Raw genomic sequence first — 18,155 nt, forward strand, 5'->3', positions numbered from 1 at the left:
CCGCGGATTCGGAGGTACAGGCGGTCGCTGACAACAGCAGGACGGCCAGGACGGAGGGAAGTAGGTGCTTGCGCAGAATCAACATGCTGGGAAACCCGTCATTAGTCGGTTCTAAATCGAACAGTTGGACGCTCTCCACTGAGCTCCGGTCCGCCGCGGTCGTTGTTGGATCCGCGGGAAACCCTGTCAGCTGCCATCATTCTTGCTGGTACGGCTGTATCTTCGATATTCCTTCCCTGTGAAACTGCTGTGCGAGCTGGCTTCCGCACGGACTCCTGCGGCGGATCCTTCTCCTGCGTTGACGCGGACGACTGCGATGGCGGCCTGCAGCCGGGCGAGTACCTCGGCGGGCGTGCCGGTGGCCGGAACGCTGATGATGCGGGCGAATTCTGGAAGTGATTGATACGCGCCGTGCAGGGACTCGAGATCTTCCAGGCGTTCGGTGTCCGTGCCCCGCGCGATGACTCGGCCATGTGCCTCGCGGGGGTCAATCTCCAGATAGATCACCACGTCCGGCGGTGGGAGGGCTTTGATAAGAAACGGCAGGAAACGCCCGCGCGGAAGCCCGTGCATGCTGCGCAGCGCGAGCTGGCAATGAAAGTGCCTGTCCATGACCACCAATCCCTGGAACTTCCGTGCGCGGTAGTGCGAAGTCAGGACATTGCAGGTGCGGACCACCGTTTCGACGAAATCTGCCAGCCGGAGCGGCAGCCGGACCCCCAGAGAGGCGCTGATCAGCGCCATCGTACGGCGGCCTGCATAGTTTCCCAGAAAAAGGGCGCCTTCCCCGGTCTGACGCGAAGCGAGGACCAAGTCTCGGGCGGCCGTCGTCTTTCCCGAGCCATCAATGCCGGTGAGCACGATCAGCAAGAAGCCTCCTAGGTCAGGACCTGATGTCAGGGCACTACCTGTCCCAACGATTGACGGTGCTGCTTGATCCCCTGCTGGCCACCAACCTCACCTGGCTTCGCATTGAAGGCCTCCTTGCGGCCGTGCTCAGAGGTTGTGGGCCAGCAGCTCGAGCCCGATAACCAACAAGCTCAACAGCACTTCAGCAAACACAATGACGGCCTTGTGGTGGGCCGGCAGCTTGAGTCGGCGGATGGCCAGGTAGCCGATAACGAACAGCGTGATAACGAGAATGGCCACGGACCATTGAAGAGCCACGAGTGTCGACCAGAGCCCAAGGCCAGCCGCGGCAAGGAGCAGGAGCGGAGTCACCAGGACGCTGAGGGCTTCGGTGCTGACGGCGATCATATGATGGAGTTCGGGACCGCTGGGAAGCTTCGCGTGAACAGTGAGGTGGCTCAGCAGGTCGGCGACGAAGATCCCCAACAAGGAACCGACGACCACGATGCTGAGGGTGGCCGCCGCGGCGCCGGGCGTCGTCTCGTCCGCGTGGCTGCGAAGAGCCAACACCACGGCCAGGCTGGTGAAGCTGATATAGACGCGCTCCTTGAGGCTCTCCGCGCGCTGGCGGGCCGAGGGTTCGCGCTGGCCGGACGGTTCAGTGGCGTTCATCGAAGCCCTCTCTCTGGTTGGTAGTGCCGCCGACCGGCGCCTGGCCGGCACTGGCCTGCGACAGCGAAGGAGGCGCCCGGGACCAGCCGTCAGGTGGAAAGGCTTCCCAGGTGCCGGACGAGCGCGTCGAGGATCGGCAACTGCCCGCGGACCAGCTTGATTCGGGCCTCGGTCTCCGGCATCCAATCGGCGGCGTCGATTTCCGGGTAGTCCCGTACTGTGCCGGATCCCTTTGGCCATTCGAGCGGAAACGTATTGCTCACGATACTCTCGGGTGCGACGTCCGATTCGGCCGCGAAGACCGTGATCACCTTGCCTGAAGGCTGCCGGAAAGCCCCCAGTGAGACGTACGCGGCGGAGGGTGCGGGGTGACCAGTTTCCTCGGCGAACTCGCGCCGGGCGGCGGCCAGGGGGTCCTCCTCAGGGAGGTATTCGCCCTTTGGAATCGACCAGCCACGGGCATCCTTGCGCGCCCAGAACGGTCCTCCCATATGGGCTATCCACACGTCCAGCTCCACGCCGGTTCCGCGGCGGTACAGCAGAATGCCTGCGCTCTTGACGGTCATGGGCGTTCCGCCCGGCGTGAACCGGAAGAGCCGGATCCTGGGTTGAGTTCCGGAGCGTACACCCGCGTGTAGACCCGGTTCAGGAGCAGCCGGAGAGACTGCGCCACGGACTCGCGCCGGCACGCCCCGTTCCAGATGATGAAGTTGGCGAACCGGTGTGCTCCGGGGCGGCCGGCAACCCGGGCAGCAGCGTCCCGTATTGCCTTCAGATCCCCGGCAGTCATGGGAAGAGGCGACTCGTCAGGGTGAAAGGTTGAGCCGAGCGGGAAGTCCCGGAATGGCCGGGACGGCATTTCGATGTGGGCGCCGAGAACTGCCGTGACCGGACGGGCTGCAGCAAAGTCGCAGAGAACCTGCAGCGACCGTTCAAACACCGGAAAGTCCTGCACATACAGCCGGCCGGGATAGACAGTGTCACCAGTCAGCAGGATGCCGGTGTCCCGGTCGTAGAAGGCGACGGCGGAAGGATGGTGGCCCGGCGTCGGAATCACTTCCAGCACCCGTCCGCCGAGGTCAAAGCGGGCTGTGCCCCGCGGCCAGTCGAGACGGAAGAACGCGGCGACCTCTTCCGTTGAGTGTCCGACTACCAGGGTGTCGGGACGGCCGCTGAATTGTCCGTCGGCAGCGACATGGTCTCCGTGGGCATGCGAGTGGGCTACGACGAGCTCGTACGCCTCCCGTGGATGCCCGCGCAGCCACCCCGCCATGAGCATGTCGACGGTTTCCCGTAAAGGGAATCTGGCGGGATCCCCAGTAGCGCCCGTATCGAGGAGCAGGGCGCGTTCGTCGCCGAACAGCAGGTAGAGGAAAGGCGCCTCGAAGTTGTTGGTGATGTTCTGCCGGAGCAAGACGGTGTTCGTCGCGGCGTGGTGGACTTGGATGGGCGGCGCTTCATTGCGCCGGCCGGGCCGTACCCCCGCGTACCAGCGGACGTTCAGGTCCAGAGCCGTCACCGCGCAGACCATGGACCGCGGACAGCAAAGAAATCGCGGCCGGGCGCCGGGTCCGGAGCAACGGTACTTACCTTCATACAAGCACCCTACTTTGGGCTCGAGGAACGAAGGGGCCGACGGCGGCTGGGGGAGAGAACCCCGGTCTCAGAGGGCTCTCAAGCGCCGCCGGCCCCGTCCCGCGCCGAAACGCCCAGTTCCGGCAACCCTGGTGAGGCTGGACCTCGCCATACACGTACGCGGACTCACTACTATTTAACACCCTGCGGGCCAAATCGGGGAGGGTGATCTGATGTCCATTGCACCCCGCCGATCACACAGTGGACCGGCGGGCGCTTGGGGACCGCCCGGCCGGTAATTCACTCTGGGCGGATGAGGAACCACCTATGACTCAGGGCCGAGACTGGTTGTACCGGCCAGTCGTCAGGCGGACCGGGATGACCCTGCCGTTCCTTGGTCCCTTGCCGCCCGGGTTGCGCGCAGATTCACGAGCCGCATCACTGGGAGGTAGGGAAACCACATGAGTTACTGGGCGAACTTTTGGGACATTTTCTGGTGGTTCCTTAGCGTCTACGCCTTCCTCGCCTTCCTTTATGCGCTGTTCGCCGTCATCGGCGACATTTTCCGCGACCAGCGGTTGAGCGGCTGGGTGAAAGCCTTGTGGATCGTATTGCTGGCCGTCTTTCCTTTCGTGAGCGTGCTGGTGTACCTGATTGCACGCGGGAGGGGTATGACCATAAGGTCCCTGGAGAGGGCACGGCAGGAGTCGAAGGCTGCCGATGACCACCTTCGGAAAGTGGCCTCGGCGAGCCCCAGTGAGGAGATCTCCAAAGCCAAGGTGCTGCTGGATGCGGGAACCATCACTCCGGCCGAGTTCGACAAGATCAAGAGCAGCGTGCTCGTCTGAGCGTGCTCCTGTGGTTCAGCCGGATGCCGCGGCAGGCGTAGGTCAGAGACCGGCGATCGTGGAACCAAGGATGAAGAGCCCGATTATCAGTGTCGCGGCCGCCGTAATCGTCCGGCCGTGGCGCTCGAGCAACGTGTAAATGGCGGTCAACGGCGCCTCAGCCCGGCCCGGGGAGTGCATCCAGACGGCGATCGGCACGACGACGGCGGATTGGGTCACGGCTGCGAAAGCCACGACAAACAGGGTTCCCTCGAGTAACGGCAGGTCCCTGACACTGATCAGGGCGCCGGCCGTCACTGCCAGCACGATCGCCTTAGGGCGCAGATTGAGCCCCACGCCCAGGACGACGAATTCCCACGGACGGGCGGTCCTGAACTTGGACTTCATTTTTCCCAGCAAGGCGTTGTCGGTCTGGCTTCGGTGCCAGAAGAGGTACCCGGCATAACCGACCAGGAAGGCGCCGACTATCAAACCCAGCCACGTCAGGAACGCATCCTGATCCAGCTCCGGCCGGGCCGGCAGATAGTGCATGCCGACGGCGGAAAGGCCGACAATCACAATGGAACCGGCCATGCTGCCCGTCAGGAAGGGCACTGCTCCGCGCCGCGGATCGGGCGAGAGCAGGATCATCATGGTGATGCTCACCGGCACAGTGCTGATCGCCCCGGCAATGGAGAACAACACCAGATTAACGACGAGGCTCAGCATGTCCCGGTGACCTGCCCTGGGCGGAACCCCGGCAGCATCTCACGCCTTCGGGGTGCTACCGGGATCCGGCAGGCCCGGTCCCCGCCGGGCCCGGCGGGCGCGGATCGCGTCATCTTCGTGCTTAAGGATTACTTCCAAGTCCTTTTTGTCTCCGGTCATAGGCCGCCACCAGGAGACGGATGGGTCGGAGTCAAGGAGGATCGTCCGGACAAGGAGGGTCAGGGGTACAGCGAGGATGGCGCCGGCAGGGCCCAGGATCACGGCCCAGAACAACACGGAAAGGAAGGTTATCGTCTCGCTGAGCGCTACGGCGTTGCCCACGTATTTGGGCTGGATGATGGATTGAATGATGGTGTTGATCCCGCCGTAGATGACGATGACGGCAAGGACTGTCGGCCATCCGCCGGTGAGGAAACCGAAAAACAGCGGAGGGACGATCGCGATGAAGTAGCCGATGTTGGGGATGAAGCTGCAGATAAAGGACAGTAGTCCCCACAGCAAGGCGCCTGGAACCTGCAAGGTAACCAGGACTAGCCAGTTGAAGAGTCCCTGGGCCACGCCGAGAACGGTCGTGGCGATCATGTACCGGCGGACGCCACCGGCGAAATCGTTGAATGCGGCCACCAGGACGGGCCGGTGGAACTGCAGGTGGGTCAGGAGGGCAGGGATGCGGGATCCGTCCACGGCCATGAGGATGAGCATTGTCAGGATGATGACAAGGCTCCCCACCAGGCTGACGACGTTCCCCAGGAGGCCTCCGAGGAACCCGACAATGCGGACTGGCGTCAGCCCGTCCACGACCGCTTGCGTCTGATCGCGGCCGAAGCCCGCGGTCTCCAGCAGCCCGGCGATGGAGGCGCCCAGCTGCGCCATCTGGGGGCCGAACTGCGGCAACAGCGCGGAGAACTGCGCGAGTGAGGCGACCAGGATCGCGGCGAATCCCGTGAGCAACGCGAAGACCGCCGCGACGGTGGTTCCGGTGGCGATTCCCCGGGGCACGCCGCGGCCCTGCATCCACCGTCGCAGCGGATGAACGCAGAGCGTGAGCACAAAGGCGAAGAACACGGGAGTGAAAATTCCGCGCATCGCCGCGATGCCAAAAGCCGCAACGCTCGCGCCGGCCAGGGCAACGAGGATGATGGCGGAGCGGGGTAAGACAGGCGCCGGACCAGGTCCCGCTGGTTCCTGCCCCATTGAGCCCTCCTTCATTGACCGTGGGAATAGCCTGGAGCCCTGAAGACCGGCTCAATAGGGCCGGATCGCTGTGCTGGCCTGGGGAAGGCGACCCCTCCGGACAAGTTCGGATCTAGCACTTAATCTCCGTAGCGAGGTCGCTCAGGGCGCCCTGAACGATCGCGGTTTCATCCCGCAGAGAGTCGATTGCTTCGGTGAGGGTGGCGTCGCTCGGTACGTCGTTGACTGCGGTGGCAAACGCGTCTTCGGCCGCGGTGACGGCGGCCACTCGTTCTTTTGCCACACTCCCGACCTCCTTGATCAGCACGTCATAGGACGTGGCGACCTGATCCCGTGCGGCACGGACCTGATCCAGGGTGGGGCCGGTCCTCAGGGTGTCCTTGAAGCCCGTCAGGGCGGCGGCAAAAGCATCGGCCGCGGGGCAGACCGGTGACCCGGTCGGCTGCGGGCTGGCGGTACCGGCCGATGAGCTGGACATGCCCGATGGGGAGCTGGCACTTGCGGTGCCCGATGGGGAGCTGGCGGTACCGGCCGATGAGCTGGACATGCCCGATGGGGAGCTGGCACTTGCGGTGCCCGCCGCGGGACTGCCGGTGCTGCAGCCGGTGAGCAACGCGACGGCGACACCGAGCGTGAACAATGGGACGGCTAATGGTTGTTTTTTCGACACGGAGGCCTCTTTCGGACGCGCATTCGCCTGGCGGGCCAATCATTGGCAGGTAGACCTATCGTTAGCCCCCGCCGGGGACGATGTATCACCCGCAGGGGGTGATATCAGGCAACCCCCACCTACGTCTGGGCCCGAGAAACTTCCCTCGCTTCCGTGACGTTTCCAATGAGACATGTGCGCACGATTCGAGGCGGAAGCCTGTTCCGGAGCGGAACGGATTATGGGAAGATGCGGGAATGCGGGCTGAAATGCTGTCGAAATCGCGAACATTCTGCCAACCCCGGGCGAGTTCTCCGCCGCCCTTCAACGCTGGCGGCGGACCGTGAAAACCCTGCCGGGCGCGGCCCACAAGGATTCGATCGCCCGGGCCCAAGCCGCTGGGCGTGCGGCCCGCGATTCGCTGCCTCGCCGCAGGTCCGCAGCCCTGGATTTGCCAGAACGGGACCCCGTCGGAATCCTAGAAGGACAGCACACCGGCCGCGTCCCGGATCTCATTCCTGTGCGCGTAGGGCGGATGTTGGAATCCCCGTTTTCCTTCTACCGCGGAGCCGCAGCTGTCATGGCGCACGACCTGGCTGATGCCGCGGTCACCGGCCATACGCTGATCGCGAGCGGGGACGCGCACCTCGCAAATTTCGGACTTTTCGCCAGCCCCGAACGGCGAGTGATCTTCGACCTGAACGATTTTGATGAGGCCTACCCGGCTCCGTGGGAGTGGGATGTCAAGCGTCTCGCGGCGAGCATCTGGCTGAACGGGCGCAACAGTTCCCATACGGAGGAGCAATGCCGGACGGCCGTAAAGTCCTGCGTCCGCAGCTATCGCCAAGCGCTCAAGAGCCTGTACAGCCAAACCGCAACGGAACGTTACTACTTCCAAGTGGATGCGGAATATTTGGCGGCGCAACGGACAGCGGCACACAAACGAATCCGCACCGAGGAGAAAAAGGCCCGCCAGCGAACATCCGAACAGGTTCTCGCCAAACTGACTTCGAGTACGGACTCGGGTGAGCCGCGGATTGTGGACCAGCCCCCGATAGTCCGTCATCCTCAGGTCGTGAACTTTGCTGCTATGCAGAACCTCGTGGAGCTGTACCGGAACACGCTCCGGCCGGATACGTCCTTGTTGCTCAGTCAATACCGTCTGGTGGACTTGGCTCGGCGGATCGTGGGGGTTGGCAGCGTGGGGACCCGGAGCTGGGTGCTCCTTTTCGAAGGTCCCGCAGGAGAGCCCTTGTTTCTGCAGGCCAAGGAAGCCGGAAAGTCCGTTTTGGAGACCCACGGCCGCGCGCCCCAACCGCCGGAGCTGATCGCGCAGAACTTGATCACTCGCGGGCAAGGATTCCGCGTGGTGGGGGCGCAGCGGATCCTGCAAGCGCAGTCCGACCCGTTTTTAGGCTGGATCAAGGACGTGAGGGGGGAGGACGGCCTGCTGCGCGACTTTTACATTCGACAGTTCCGGGATATGAAGGGGTCTTTCGCGCTGGCGGAAATGAATGTCCAGGAGACCACGGACTACGGAGTTTTGTGCGGCTTCATGCTGGCACGGGCCCATTCCCAAAGCGCTAACAGCGCCTTCATTTCGGGGTACTTGGGCGGCAGTGAGGTCTTTGATGAGGCGCTGGCGGACTGGGCCAGGGGCTACGCGGACCAAACAGAAGCTGATCACGCGTCCTTGGCTCAAGCTGTCAAATCAGGGCGCCTGCCCGCGGAGCGGGGCGTGTGACCCTGGTCCATGCCACCAATCCGGCACTGTGGTTGAAAGGAAACTACATGAATTTCTGGGACTTCTTTTGGTTGATGATTTCGTTTGTTCTCTATGTTTCGTATCTGGTGGTACTTTTTCTGATCGTAAAAGACATTTTTGCTGATTCGACCAGACCCGGCTGGAGCAAGGCTGTCTGGGTGGTTGCTCTGCTCTTTCTTCCCGTTATCGGCGGTCTGGCGTATCTGATTGCCCACGGACAGTCCATGGCCCTGCGGCAGGAAGCCCGGGGCGATGTGGCCCGGGAGGATTTCGAAGACTACGTCCGCCGTGCGGCCGGAACGAACCAAGCTGAACAGATCGCCCAAGCCAAGACACTGATGGATGACGGGGCATTGTCGGCCGAAGAATTCGCCGCGCTGAAAAAGCGCGTGCTGAACACGTAGTTCGCGCATCCAAGAAGGGACGGTGACCCCGGCCCAGTCCGGGCGCACAGGCACCTGCAAGCGCTGAGGTTCATCGCCGCGGCCTTCTTGCCTGGGTTTGCTATGGGAGCGCCGGCGGAAGGGCCGGACCGTCCCCATCGTCACCCGTCCGAGGGTCTGCGGCCTGCTCAACGACGGCGGGTCTGGACAGAAGTTCGATGAATAGAATCCCGAGCCCAGCAAGGACCGCCGTCCAAATCGCAACGGCCGCCGTCGGGAATGGCCAGAGGACAAGTACCAAGACAGCAGCGCCGGTGACACCACCCTCTAGGATCCGCCGGACGCGGGCCAGCGCGTGATGCCAGGGTTTGGCTTTCGTTGTTCCCATCTTTCCGGACAGGTAGTCCCCGGTTCGCACGACCCCCAGCCTGACGGTCCGGGCAGCGCGGGAATGGCCGCTCAGCAGCGCAGCCACCGCAATCAGCACCGCCACCACAAAGACAAACCGCACGCCGGTCCGGAGCGGCGCGACGAGGGCCTCCACGAGTGACCCGGCCGCCGCGGGGGAGACCGTCGTTGCCGGAATCGTGCCGAGGAAATAATTGACCCCGACCGCAATTCCCAGGGCAAGCGCAGCCATGGCCACGGCGATGCCCAATCCGACATCGGAAGTAGCGCGCCGCCTGCGGCCTCGTGGCGCCACCGCAATGGCACCCAGGCCGCTGAACACCGTCAACCAGGCCAGTACCGGTGCCGTCCGGTCCAGCGTTCTGATGGCCCCGGCCGCCTGACCCAGTTCGGCGGACTGCAGCATGATGACCTGCGCCTGGACTTCAGGAATCCTGGCAGCGATTTCCACTCCTTGTTCGACGAGGAGAGCTTTGACGCCGGCAATGATCTCTTGGGTGGAGACTGTTACGGTGCCGCTCTGGTCAACGCTGACGGCGCCGTCCGAGTCGCCCGATGCGAGGTTGGCTAGCCCCTGGTGCCCCACCCGGTTGACCTGGACCCAGAGGTTCTGGAACCCCGGGCCAGCAATGAACTTGGAGACGGCGGAATGGATGAGGGCTTTAGTCTGCGAAGCAATAGCGGGCGCCAGCCCGGTGAGTGCGGCGGCGACACGGGGAGCGGCATTGCCAAGCTCCGCCAGTGCATCCCGGGTGATGCCGTCGATGTCTGCTGCGTCGGCGATCTGGGTGGTGACTCTGTCGGCAATCTCCGCTTGGATGGCCGGATCCGAAGCCAACGGTGCGATAGTGGCGACGTAGCGGTCAGTATCAAGCACCTGGCTGCGGAGGTAAAGCGCCGGCACCGCGGCGAAAGCCAGGATGGCGGTCAGCCCTACGAGGAAAAGAGCGATAATCCGGCGAACGGCGCCCGGCCCCTTTTTCTCTTCCGCGCCGGTGGGATAGCGGCCGGTCACGGCAGCATCCCGTTCGAGCTGCAGGCGGGCAATTTCGGCGCGGAGCCGAGGTATTTCCTCGTTCTCGGCCCGGACCGGGCTCCCGGCGTCATCAGTTAGCGACATCTGAGCCCTCCGCACGCGCGGCGTACGAATCCGCCCGCGCGGCGCACGACGTAGCCGCCGATTGACTGGCCGGTTCACGCAGCCCGGTCCGGTCACCTCTGGTCCATGGCATCGGAGGATCCTCTGTCTGAGTGTTCAGAGCATTTCGTGGCGACGCCGACTACTGGGACAGCGCGGTCGGCGGCGTGGTGCTATTGTCCCGACGCGGTGCCATCCCCGCCCCATCCGTCCGAGGTGATCTGCGGTTTGCGGCACGGGATCTTCGGATAAGCGACAGTCACTTGCGCAAACTCCGCCGCGCCGTGAAGAAGGCGACCTTCGCAACCAGGACCAGGGCGCCCAGTCCGGCGATCATCTGGACCGTAACGATTGCCCGCGCGAGCTGGCTGACGGGCGTGATGTCCCCGTACCCTACGGTAGCGAACGTGACGGTCGTGAAATACAGGGCGTCCAACCGATTGAGAGGCTCGGTGAACGCAGATGGGTCTGTTGCGGACATCGACGTGTAGAGCAAGGCGAACAGACATAGAAACATCAGGGTGGTCTCCACGACGGCTTCGGCCGCACGGACCTGGGGTACTTCTGCGCTGATGATCATGCGCAGTTGAAGGGCCAAGGCGCTGAGAAACACGAGCAGGACACCCATAAGGCGGATCCATGCCGCAGCGGGGTTTTCGTCGTTGAAACCCTTCACCGGCAGGGTGCTGTAAAACCAAAGGATCAGTGCCAGAAAGGCGACGAGCCGCAGGACCGTAACTATGACGACGTGGCGCCGGGCGGTCCTATTGAGCTGACGGACAAATACCGGAGCTTTCCGGCTCTCCTGCATAGCGGCCATGCCTGATGTTACCGCCGTTTCCAGGCTCCGCACGGTTCGCGGCGGCGGTAGCCGAAAGCGGTCTCCCGTCGTGATGTGACGCTGCCACAAGGACCAAATGGCACTGTCCGGCCGACGTGCGCATCCCTACGATAAATGCCGTGGTACAGCCGAAGATCTCCGCAGGGGTCCATGGTCCGCGGTCTAGGATCCGGCCGCCCCTGCGCGCCCAGGGGGTGCTGGAACGCCCGCGCCTCGAAGACGCTGTAACCGCTGCCACGGATTCCCACAGGGTCACCGTCGTTGCGGCGCCAGCCGGCTACGGCAAGTCCACGCTGCTGGGTGATTGGGTGCGCAACAGCGATCTGCCATGCGGGTGGTTAGCGCTGGACCGGTTCGACACCCAACCAGCCCGGCTCTTTCATGGAGTCGTTGAGGCGATCCAGGCCGCAGCAAGCCCGCTGCCGTTGCCGGGCAACGATGCCCTGCTGGCCCTGAACCAGAATCTCGCCCTCGACCGGGCGGCGTCCTATGACCTCTTGCTCGGCGCCCTTGAGCAACTCACCGAGCCGGTGGTGCTGGTCATCGATGATGTCCACCTTGCCGGACCCGGACTTTCCAGCGGAATCGTCGGGGTGCTCGCAGCCTCCGCGCCGCCGGCGTTGCGGCTGGTTCTCTCCGGGCGGGGCCGCCCCGCTATCCAGTTGGAGAAGCTCCGGTATGGGGAAGGCCTCGGGGAAGTTGGCGGCGCCGAGCTCGCATTCACCCGCGCGGAGGTCGCGATGCTGGCCCGCGCCCGGGGACAGGATGACGACGTCGAGGCCGGATCCCTCTGGAGGATGACTGCCGGTTGGCCGGTCGCCGTCCAGGCAGGTCTGACCTCCCTATCGCCGGTAAGCAACCTGCCCGGTCTGATCCCCAGCTTCACAGCGGACCACCTGCGTCTTGCCGATTACATCGCTGAGGAGGTTCCTTGACCCATTGGACCCGTCCCTGGCGGACTTCATCCTTCGAGCCACCACATGCGATCGGCTGGGCCGGGGGCTCGCCGTCGAACTGCAGGACGGGCCCGACGGAGGCATGCGGCTGGAAGCTTGCCTTCGCGACGGTCTTTTCATCGAGGAGCACGAGCACCAAGACGGTGAATCCCTTTACCGCTGGCATGGCCTATTTGCGGCGCAGTGCAGGCGGATACTGGAGCGGAGAGACCCGCTTCTCGCCGAAGACCTGCACAGCGTGGCCGCACGCCACTATGAGGACGCCGACGTGACGGAATGCCTGACGCAGGCGCGGCAGGGGCGTGCTCCGGCGGTAGCTGTCGAGTCGCTCGGACGGCACTGGCTTGCATTTTTGCTGCAGAATGGCGCGGAGACCCTCGAGAAGACGTGCCGGGACCTGCCGGCCCCATGGTGCGAAGACCCCGAAGTATTGATGATCAGGTCGGTGTGCCGCACCCTGGACGGCGACCAGCCTGCCGCCTCGGAACTCACCCGCTCCGCTCTGGCGCGCACCTCCACGCTGGATTCGGTTCGCCGCAGGATACTTGATCAGTGCCGGGCGCTTTTCGAGCCCGCCACAGCCGATGGAAATAGCCGTCTGCGCCTCCCGGCTGCCGACGTCGGTTCACCTGCCGAGGTCGCATCGGATGGCCATACCACCGGTTCCACCGGACTATTCCTCGCAGCCCAGGCCGAATTCCGGTTGCACCGGGTGGCGGACCAGGCCACCGTCCTGCTGCAGTCCGGTGCGGCAGCAGGCGCCGAAAGACGCCTGGAGGCTCTGAAAGCCGGCTCCAAGGGAGACCTTGCCCTGGCTTGCGTGGCGGCCGGTGATTTGACCGTCGCCGACGACGAAGCGACGCAGGCGCTCGAGATCGCGGACGGGCTGGGCTCACAGGAGCACATGGCGGCTGCCTGGCTGGCCCGCGGAATCGTGTTTTATTGGAGGGACGAGCTAAAGGGTGCGCGGGCTCACCTGGCCAAGGCCCAGCGGCTGGGAGGCACAGACTTCCCGATAGCGCCTTTGGGCGTCGTCTACAGGGTCCTGGTTGATTGCGCCCTAGGGGATCAAACCCATCTTGCGGAGTCCACCGCGGCATTGGAAGCCCACCACGATCGGGGGCTCTTCGGCGGGTCCTGGCACGCCTTCCACACCGTCGCGAAAGCGAAGATCGCCGAAGCCGGGGGTGACGTGGCCGGCGCTTTGGCGATTATCCAGCCTCTGGGCGCCGGTGGACATTCACCCCTGGTGGACGCACTCCTGGCTGAACTCCTGCGTCGAGCCGGCGACGCCGGTGCCGCCCAACGCTGCATCCAGGCTGTGACTGACCGGCGTCGCAATCGGTATATCGACGCGAGCTTGAGCTTGACGGAGGCGCTCCTTGCCCACGGGAACGGGGACCAGGCGCTGGTTCACGAGCGGATTGAGCATGCTGCCCATCGGGCCGAACCCCAGGCAATCCTTCTGCCATTCGCCGAGCGGAGTGACGAGCTGGCGGAGCTGTTGATCCGGCACGCTGTTTGGGGCACCGCCCACGAAGCGTTCATTGCAGCGCGGATGGCACGCCATGCACAAGCCCACCAACCCCTCCGGAACCGTTCCTATTGGAGCCTCACGGACCGTGAACGGGAAGTTCTGGCATACATGCGCTCCGTCATGACGGCGGCCGAAATTGCCGAAGCGCTGTACATCTCCGTGAACACGGTCAAAACGCATGAGCGGTCTATTTACCGCAAACTCGGCGCAGCGGGGCGTCGCGATGCCCTGAAAACGGCGGCGGAACGGGGGATCGTCTAAAGCCCGTTGCACCAGTTGTCCCGGCTGCCAGTTTCATCCAATTCATCCGCTGCGGGTGAGGTGGACGGCGGATGTCGGCCGAACACTGAATACGCCACCCCAATGGAAAGCAGGACCGCATGAGCTACTGGGCGAATGTGTGGGATATCTTCTGGTGGTTCTTAACGGCGGCTATTCTCATGGCTTTCCTGTTCGGCCTGTTTGCCGTAGTCGGCGACCTCTTCCGGGACCACGGTCTGAACGGGTGGCGCAAAGCGGTGTGGATCTTTTTCCTGGCATTCCTGCCCCTTCTAAGCCTGCTGGTCTATGTGATCACCCGGGGTGACGGCATGGCGGAGCGCTCCATGGAACGGGCCCGGCGGGACCAGGAGGCCGCCACTGCGGATATCCGCAGGGCCACGACACCGAGCCCAACCGAGGAGATCTCGAGGGCGAAGGCACTTCTGGACGCGGGAACCATTAGCGCGGAAGAATTCGGAAAAATCAAGAGCCGGGTGCTCGTCTGAACGCGCCGGTGGTCCAGCCAAACCGGGGCGCCTGCGTCGTTCCCGGCGGAAAGAGACCGGCGTAGCGGTGGGAGAGTTTCTTCGGCACCCGGAAACGATCGCTGCCCTGCTGCTGGCGGCCCATGTCTTCCTCGTGGCGGCGGCAGCCGTCCTCGTCTCGGTAAACCGCCGTCCTTCTTCCGCCATCGCTTGGATTCTCGCCATTATTTTCATCCCGCTACTCGGCGCCATCACATTCTTTTTCGTCGGGTACGCCAAACTGCCCAAGAGCCGCAAGGACAAACAACGGGAGGTCAATGCTCTGGTCCTTTCCCGGACGGCGGGAAGCCCGGTAGTCAGCAGTGGCCACGACTGGCCGGAGTGGCTGCATTCGGCGGTCGCGTTGAACAACAATCTGGGGGCGCTGCCCATGGTCCAGGGCAACAGCGCCGAACTATTGCCTGACTACAACGGGGCCTTCGATGCCATGATCGCGGACGTCGATATGGCCAGGGAGTACGTGCACGTGGAGTTCTACATCCTGGTGCTTGATCCAACCACGCTCCCGTTTTTCCAAGCTCTGGCGCGAGCCGCCGCACGCAGCGTGGCCGTTCGGGTGCTGTCCGATGATCTCGCCGGGCTGATGTTTCCGGGCCGGAAGGAAACCTCAAGCTATCTCCAGGACATCGGAGCCGAATACCACCCGATGCTGCCCCTGCGGCCGTTCCGGGGGCAGTGGCAGAGGCCGGACCTGCGCAATCACCGGAAAATCGTTGTTATCGACGGCCGCGTCGGGTTCACCGGGTCCCAGAACCTCATCGACGCCAGCTACAACAAGAAAAGCAACCTAAAGCGCGGCCTCCAATGGCACGAGCTGATGATGCGCGCGGAGGGCCCCGTAGTCCGCGAGCTCGACGCGGTGTTTGCAACGGACTGGTACAGCGAGACGGACGTACTGCTGTCGCTGGATTCAAGCGCCGCCGTCGCCGGCCAGGGTCCGGCGGTCATAGATGCCCAGGTGCTCCCCAGCGGTCCCAGCTTCGACAATGACAATAATCTCAAGCTGTACGCCACGCTCATCCACAAGGCTGAACGACGGATTAGTATCACCAGTCCCTATTTCGTTCCGGAGGAATCCATCCTGATGGCCATTGTCACAGCCGCCGCGCGGGGGCTCAGCGTGGAGCTCTTCGTCTCCGAAGTGGGGGACCAGAGCATGGTCTACCACGCGCAGCGTTCCTACTACGAGGCGCTGCTCAGGGCCGGCGTCAGGATCTACCTCTACCGTGCCCCGAAGGTGCTGCATTCCAAGCACTTCACTATCGATGAGGAGGTGGCCGTCATTGGGTCCAGCAACATGGACATCCGCTCCTTCACCCTCAACATGGAAGTATCGGTACTCGTCCACGGCAGGACGTTCGTGGACGCCGTCCGCGAAATAGAAGACGGATACCGGGCCAACAGCCGCGAACTGCAACTCACGGACTGGACCCGGCGGCCCGTCTCGCAAAAGGCGTTAGATAACCTGGCGCGCCTCACGGCGTCCCTCCAGTGACGTCCTGCCAACAGGCGACCACTTCGCGGCCCTTTTCTGCGCTGCTTGCCGGGCCGGCCGCAGCATCGGCTACGAGGAGTACAATCAATTCTGCAATTGCTCCGACATACCAGGGCCGGGCGGTTTGACGACCAAGGACTGTTCCGGCCCGCACCAGTTCCGGGAGTCGCTGAGGCCGCAGGCCTGACGGCTGCATTGCCGGGAGCTTACCCTCCAGTCCGGTTGGCTGGAGGTTGCTGCACGTACGTCTTTCCAGATCGGAATCACCCTCGAGCCGCATTCACGGCAAGGCGGCTCGACATGAGCGCGTCTCTGCGCTTTGTTCATAATTTCCCCCCCAAAGAAACTCCCAGAAACATAACGCTAATCCAACGACTGTACAAATTGAATCCGGCTTAAGCTGCCTGTTTTACGGCCAGCCGGGGTCCTGCCCCGGGGTGCGGCCCCATGGGTCCCGCGGCGCAGGGAATACCGGAGCAGTCCCGTCGGTTGATGTCTATCCCGTAGCAAATCGAAGAAGAGAGATACACCCCAGTGGCAACCGATTACGATGAAGTACGCTCCGACGTCAAGGAATCGCAGGACAGGTCCTTGGAGGCGCTGCAGTCCGAGAACGCACCAGACGCCCGCAGTGTTGTGCGTGACCTGGACGAGGCCGATTCGCTGGACGGTTCTATCGCCCCGGGCGGAGAATTCGTTGCCGAGGAACTGATCGTTCAGGTCATCCCGCAGGCAGAGGACGAGTTCACCTGCTACTCCTGTTTCCTGGTCCGGCACCGCTCACAGATCGCCCGAGAAAAAGACGGCCACGCCTATTGCATCGATTGCGAAGGCTGACCGGAGGCAACAGCCGGGGACGGCGTCGGAGGCCCCTGAAGCCCTGTGACGAAATCGGCTCAGGTTCTACAATCGGCGCATGAGGGTTGTGGACTGGCTGCTCGATTCTGATCCCGCGCTTCGCTGGCAGGTGCTACGTGACCTGGCCGGCGCATCAGGCGACGTGGTCGCGGCGGAGCGCGCACGCGTGGTCACAGAGGGCTGGGGGGCCCGGCTGCTGGCGTTGCGCGGGGAAGACGGCCAGTGGGCCGGGGGTGCCTACTCTCCTGCGCTCCGGGAAGGCCCCGACGCCGGACCCCGCAACGACGGCAGCCAGCCCTGGACAGCCACCACCTATTGCCTCCTGCAGTTGCGCGACTTCGGGGCCGACCCCGGGAGTCCGCAGATGCGCACCACCGCTGCGCTCGTGCGGGACAACTGCCGCTGGGAGGAAGGCGGACAACCTTATTTCAGCGGCGAGGTCGAGCCCTGCATCAACGGCATGGTTACGGCGCTCGGCGCCTACTTCGGTCAGGGCGTGGAGGGCGTGGTCGCGCGGCTGCTCGGAGACCAGCTTGACGACGGCGGGTGGAACTGCTGGGCGGAGTACGGCGCGGTGGTCTCGTCGGCAGCGACCACGCTGAACGTGCTTGAGGGGTTGCTAGCGCAGGAACAGGCAACAGGCGGTTCCGCCGAATCCGCGGCGGCCCGCCGCCGCGCTGAGGAGTATCTGCTCGAACGGCGGCTCTTTCGGCGCAAGAGCGCGGCGGAGATTATTGACCCCCACTGGCTGGAGTTCAGCTACCCGAACCGATGGCACTACGACGTGCTGCGGGCCCTCGATTACTTCCGGTCCGCTGGGGACCCGCCCGATCCGCGGCTGGCCGAGGCAATCGAGCTGCTTCGCTCCAAACGGCGGCCGGACGGCACCTGGCTGCTGGAGAATACCCATCCAGGGCAGATCCATTTCGAGCTGGAGGATGGCGACGGCCACCCCAGCCGGTGGAACACCTTCCGGGCGCTGCGGGTCCTCAAGTGGTCCGAGAACGGCGCGGTCCCGTAGACCTGCCGGTGCGCCGGCAGGTCCTAGGCGGCCCCGGACCACCTCGCTGCTGATGCCGCCCGCCGGATTGTCGCGGCGCGGGTGTGAAAAGTATCCGGCCGCCGGTGCCAGTTCTGACGGACCGGCAGGGGACCGGCGGAGCGGACCGATTCAGCAGACCCGCTTTGCGCACGTCCTTCCCCGCAAAGATCGGTGATGAGCCCCATGCCGGCGCACTCGCGCACGGCGGCGATGCCCGTGACGGCCGCGGCCTTGTCGCTGAACGCCGCTGACACGGCCAGCACCATCCCGTCCGGCGCCCTGAGCCGGAACCGAAAATGGGACTTCTCATCGAGAAACACTTCAAACATGCCGGCCATGACAACCCTTCCGGTTTTCCGGGTCCGACCCGGCATCGATCCGCGGACCAGACAGGAACGCATCGCTGCGCCCCCGTCGCACTCCCTCGACCA

19 protein-coding genes are annotated in these 18,155 nt (G+C 64.1%); 9 read left to right on the forward strand and 10 right to left on the reverse strand.

Annotated elements, in window-relative coordinates; translation table 11 throughout:
* Window positions 1-186: 186 nt before the first annotated feature.
* The 4 genes from RCH15_RS05590 to RCH15_RS05605 all read right to left on the reverse strand — a co-directional run bounded on the left by RCH15_RS05590 (window position 187) and on the right by RCH15_RS05605 (window position 3,040).
* Window positions 187-861, reverse strand: coding sequence for a thymidylate kinase (locus RCH15_RS05590; RefSeq protein ID WP_326959139.1), 675 nt, complete (start codon window positions 859-861; stop codon window positions 187-189).
* Window positions 862-996: 135 nt separating this feature from the next.
* Window positions 997-1,521 carry a hypothetical protein gene (locus RCH15_RS05595; RefSeq protein WP_326958880.1) on the reverse strand — a complete coding sequence of 175 codons (525 nt, stop codon included), beginning with the start codon at window positions 1,519-1,521 and terminating at the stop codon, window positions 997-999.
* An 89-nt stretch (window positions 1,522-1,610) separates the two neighbouring features.
* Window positions 1,611-2,087 (reverse strand): NUDIX domain-containing protein, encoded by a 477-nt coding sequence (locus RCH15_RS05600; protein WP_326958882.1) that lies wholly within the window; start codon window positions 2,085-2,087, stop codon window positions 1,611-1,613.
* Window positions 2,084-3,040, reverse strand: coding sequence for an MBL fold metallo-hydrolase (locus tag RCH15_RS05605; protein ID WP_326958884.1), 957 nt, complete (start codon window positions 3,038-3,040; stop codon window positions 2,084-2,086). Before RCH15_RS05605 ends, RCH15_RS05600 begins: the two co-directional genes overlap by 4 nt.
* Before the next feature lie 517 nt (window positions 3,041-3,557).
* Between RCH15_RS05605 and RCH15_RS05610 the strand changes: the two genes are divergently transcribed.
* Window positions 3,558-3,944 (forward strand): PLDc N-terminal domain-containing protein, encoded by a 387-nt coding sequence (locus tag RCH15_RS05610; protein ID WP_326958886.1) that lies wholly within the window; start codon window positions 3,558-3,560, stop codon window positions 3,942-3,944.
* Between the two features lie 42 nt (window positions 3,945-3,986).
* On the opposite strand, the gene RCH15_RS05615 is transcribed toward RCH15_RS05610, so the two are convergent.
* The 3 genes from RCH15_RS05615 to RCH15_RS05625 form a co-directional block, all read right to left on the reverse strand.
* Window positions 3,987-4,652 (reverse strand): GAP family protein, encoded by a 666-nt coding sequence (locus tag RCH15_RS05615; protein ID WP_326958888.1) that lies wholly within the window; start codon window positions 4,650-4,652, stop codon window positions 3,987-3,989.
* A 39-nt stretch (window positions 4,653-4,691) separates the two neighbouring features.
* A complete protein-coding gene (locus RCH15_RS05620; RefSeq protein ID WP_326958890.1) occupies window positions 4,692-5,846 on the reverse strand; it encodes an AI-2E family transporter in 1,155 nt (384 codons plus the stop codon).
* A 112-nt stretch (window positions 5,847-5,958) separates the two neighbouring features.
* Window positions 5,959-6,324, reverse strand: coding sequence for a hypothetical protein (locus tag RCH15_RS05625; protein WP_326958892.1), 366 nt, complete (start codon window positions 6,322-6,324; stop codon window positions 5,959-5,961).
* A 514-nt stretch (window positions 6,325-6,838) separates the two neighbouring features.
* Between RCH15_RS05625 and RCH15_RS05630 the strand changes: the two genes are divergently transcribed.
* Both RCH15_RS05630 and RCH15_RS05635 read left to right on the forward strand, forming a co-directional pair.
* On the forward strand, window positions 6,839-8,239 hold the full coding sequence (locus RCH15_RS05630) for a DUF2252 domain-containing protein (protein ID WP_326958894.1): 1,401 nt from the start codon (window positions 6,839-6,841) through the stop codon (window positions 8,237-8,239).
* Between the two features lie 47 nt (window positions 8,240-8,286).
* Window positions 8,287-8,664 carry a PLD nuclease N-terminal domain-containing protein gene (locus RCH15_RS05635; protein ID WP_326958896.1) on the forward strand — a complete coding sequence of 126 codons (378 nt, stop codon included), beginning with the start codon at window positions 8,287-8,289 and terminating at the stop codon, window positions 8,662-8,664.
* Between the two features lie 100 nt (window positions 8,665-8,764).
* On the opposite strand, the gene RCH15_RS05640 is transcribed toward RCH15_RS05635, so the two are convergent.
* Window positions 8,765-10,171 (reverse strand): hypothetical protein, encoded by a 1,407-nt coding sequence (locus tag RCH15_RS05640; RefSeq protein WP_326958898.1) that lies wholly within the window; start codon window positions 10,169-10,171, stop codon window positions 8,765-8,767.
* Between the two features lie 277 nt (window positions 10,172-10,448).
* On the reverse strand, window positions 10,449-11,009 hold the full coding sequence (locus tag RCH15_RS05645; protein ID WP_326958900.1) for a potassium channel family protein: 561 nt from the start codon (window positions 11,007-11,009) through the stop codon (window positions 10,449-10,451).
* A gap of 140 nt (window positions 11,010-11,149) precedes the next feature.
* Between RCH15_RS05645 and RCH15_RS05650 the strand changes: the two genes are divergently transcribed.
* The 6 genes from RCH15_RS05650 to RCH15_RS05675 all read left to right on the forward strand — a co-directional run bounded on the left by RCH15_RS05650 (window position 11,150) and on the right by RCH15_RS05675 (window position 17,703).
* Window positions 11,150-11,965 carry a hypothetical protein gene (locus RCH15_RS05650; RefSeq protein ID WP_326958902.1) on the forward strand — a complete coding sequence of 272 codons (816 nt, stop codon included), beginning with the start codon at window positions 11,150-11,152 and terminating at the stop codon, window positions 11,963-11,965.
* Between the two features lie 4 nt (window positions 11,966-11,969).
* Entirely contained in the window at window positions 11,970-13,784 is a 1,815-nt protein-coding gene (locus RCH15_RS05655; protein ID WP_326958904.1) for a LuxR C-terminal-related transcriptional regulator, read from the forward strand.
* Window positions 13,785-13,903: 119 nt separating this feature from the next.
* Window positions 13,904-14,290: an SHOCT domain-containing protein gene (locus RCH15_RS05660; protein WP_326958906.1), complete on the forward strand. Its 387-nt coding sequence runs from the start codon at window positions 13,904-13,906 to the stop codon at window positions 14,288-14,290.
* Window positions 14,291-14,357: 67 nt separating this feature from the next.
* Window positions 14,358-15,824 carry a cardiolipin synthase gene (gene cls / locus RCH15_RS05665; protein WP_326958907.1) on the forward strand — a complete coding sequence of 489 codons (1,467 nt, stop codon included), beginning with the start codon at window positions 14,358-14,360 and terminating at the stop codon, window positions 15,822-15,824.
* A gap of 534 nt (window positions 15,825-16,358) precedes the next feature.
* Window positions 16,359-16,661 carry a DUF4193 domain-containing protein gene (locus tag RCH15_RS05670; protein ID WP_024368278.1) on the forward strand — a complete coding sequence of 101 codons (303 nt, stop codon included), beginning with the start codon at window positions 16,359-16,361 and terminating at the stop codon, window positions 16,659-16,661.
* A 79-nt stretch (window positions 16,662-16,740) separates the two neighbouring features.
* Complete coding sequence (locus RCH15_RS05675; RefSeq protein ID WP_326958909.1) at window positions 16,741-17,703, forward strand: hypothetical protein; 963 nt, start codon at window positions 16,741-16,743, stop codon at window positions 17,701-17,703.
* 23 nt (window positions 17,704-17,726) lie between these two features.
* Here RCH15_RS05675 and RCH15_RS05680 read toward each other — a convergent pair whose 3' ends face one another.
* Entirely contained in the window at window positions 17,727-18,053 is a 327-nt protein-coding gene (locus RCH15_RS05680; protein ID WP_326958911.1) for a YegP family protein, read from the reverse strand.
* Window positions 18,054-18,155: the final 102 nt, after the last annotated feature.

The organism is Arthrobacter sp. MP_M4, assembly GCF_035984855.1.
In the GTDB taxonomy this organism is placed as follows: Bacteria; Actinomycetota; Actinomycetes; order Actinomycetales; family Micrococcaceae; genus Arthrobacter.

Excerpts from the sequence above, each read along its gene's own strand:
- RCH15_RS05620 (WP_326958890.1), bottom strand. The coding sequence starts at position 5,846 with ATGGGGCAGGAACCAGCGGGACCTGGTCCGGCGCCTGTCTTACCCCGC.
- RCH15_RS05595 (WP_326958880.1), bottom strand. The coding sequence starts at position 1,521 with ATGAACGCCACTGAACCGTCCGGCCAGCGCGAACCCTCGGCCCGCCAG.
- RCH15_RS05660 (WP_326958906.1), top strand. The coding sequence starts at position 13,904 with ATGAGCTACTGGGCGAATGTGTGGGATATCTTCTGGTGGTTCTTAACG.
- RCH15_RS05640 (WP_326958898.1), bottom strand. The coding sequence starts at position 10,171 with ATGTCGCTAACTGATGACGCCGGGAGCCCGGTCCGGGCCGAGAACGAG.
- RCH15_RS05625 (WP_326958892.1), bottom strand. The coding sequence starts at position 6,324 with ATGTCCAGCTCATCGGCCGGTACCGCCAGCCCGCAGCCGACCGGGTCA.
- RCH15_RS05600 (WP_326958882.1), bottom strand. The coding sequence starts at position 2,087 with ATGACCGTCAAGAGCGCAGGCATTCTGCTGTACCGCCGCGGAACCGGC.
- RCH15_RS05680 (WP_326958911.1), bottom strand. The coding sequence starts at position 18,053 with ATGTTTGAAGTGTTTCTCGATGAGAAGTCCCATTTTCGGTTCCGGCTC.
- RCH15_RS05645 (WP_326958900.1), bottom strand. The coding sequence starts at position 11,009 with ATGGCCGCTATGCAGGAGAGCCGGAAAGCTCCGGTATTTGTCCGTCAG.
- RCH15_RS05675 (WP_326958909.1), top strand. The coding sequence starts at position 16,741 with ATGAGGGTTGTGGACTGGCTGCTCGATTCTGATCCCGCGCTTCGCTGG.
- RCH15_RS05610 (WP_326958886.1), top strand. The coding sequence starts at position 3,558 with ATGAGTTACTGGGCGAACTTTTGGGACATTTTCTGGTGGTTCCTTAGC.
- RCH15_RS05635 (WP_326958896.1), top strand. The coding sequence starts at position 8,287 with ATGAATTTCTGGGACTTCTTTTGGTTGATGATTTCGTTTGTTCTCTAT.
- RCH15_RS05615 (WP_326958888.1), bottom strand. The coding sequence starts at position 4,652 with ATGCTGAGCCTCGTCGTTAATCTGGTGTTGTTCTCCATTGCCGGGGCG.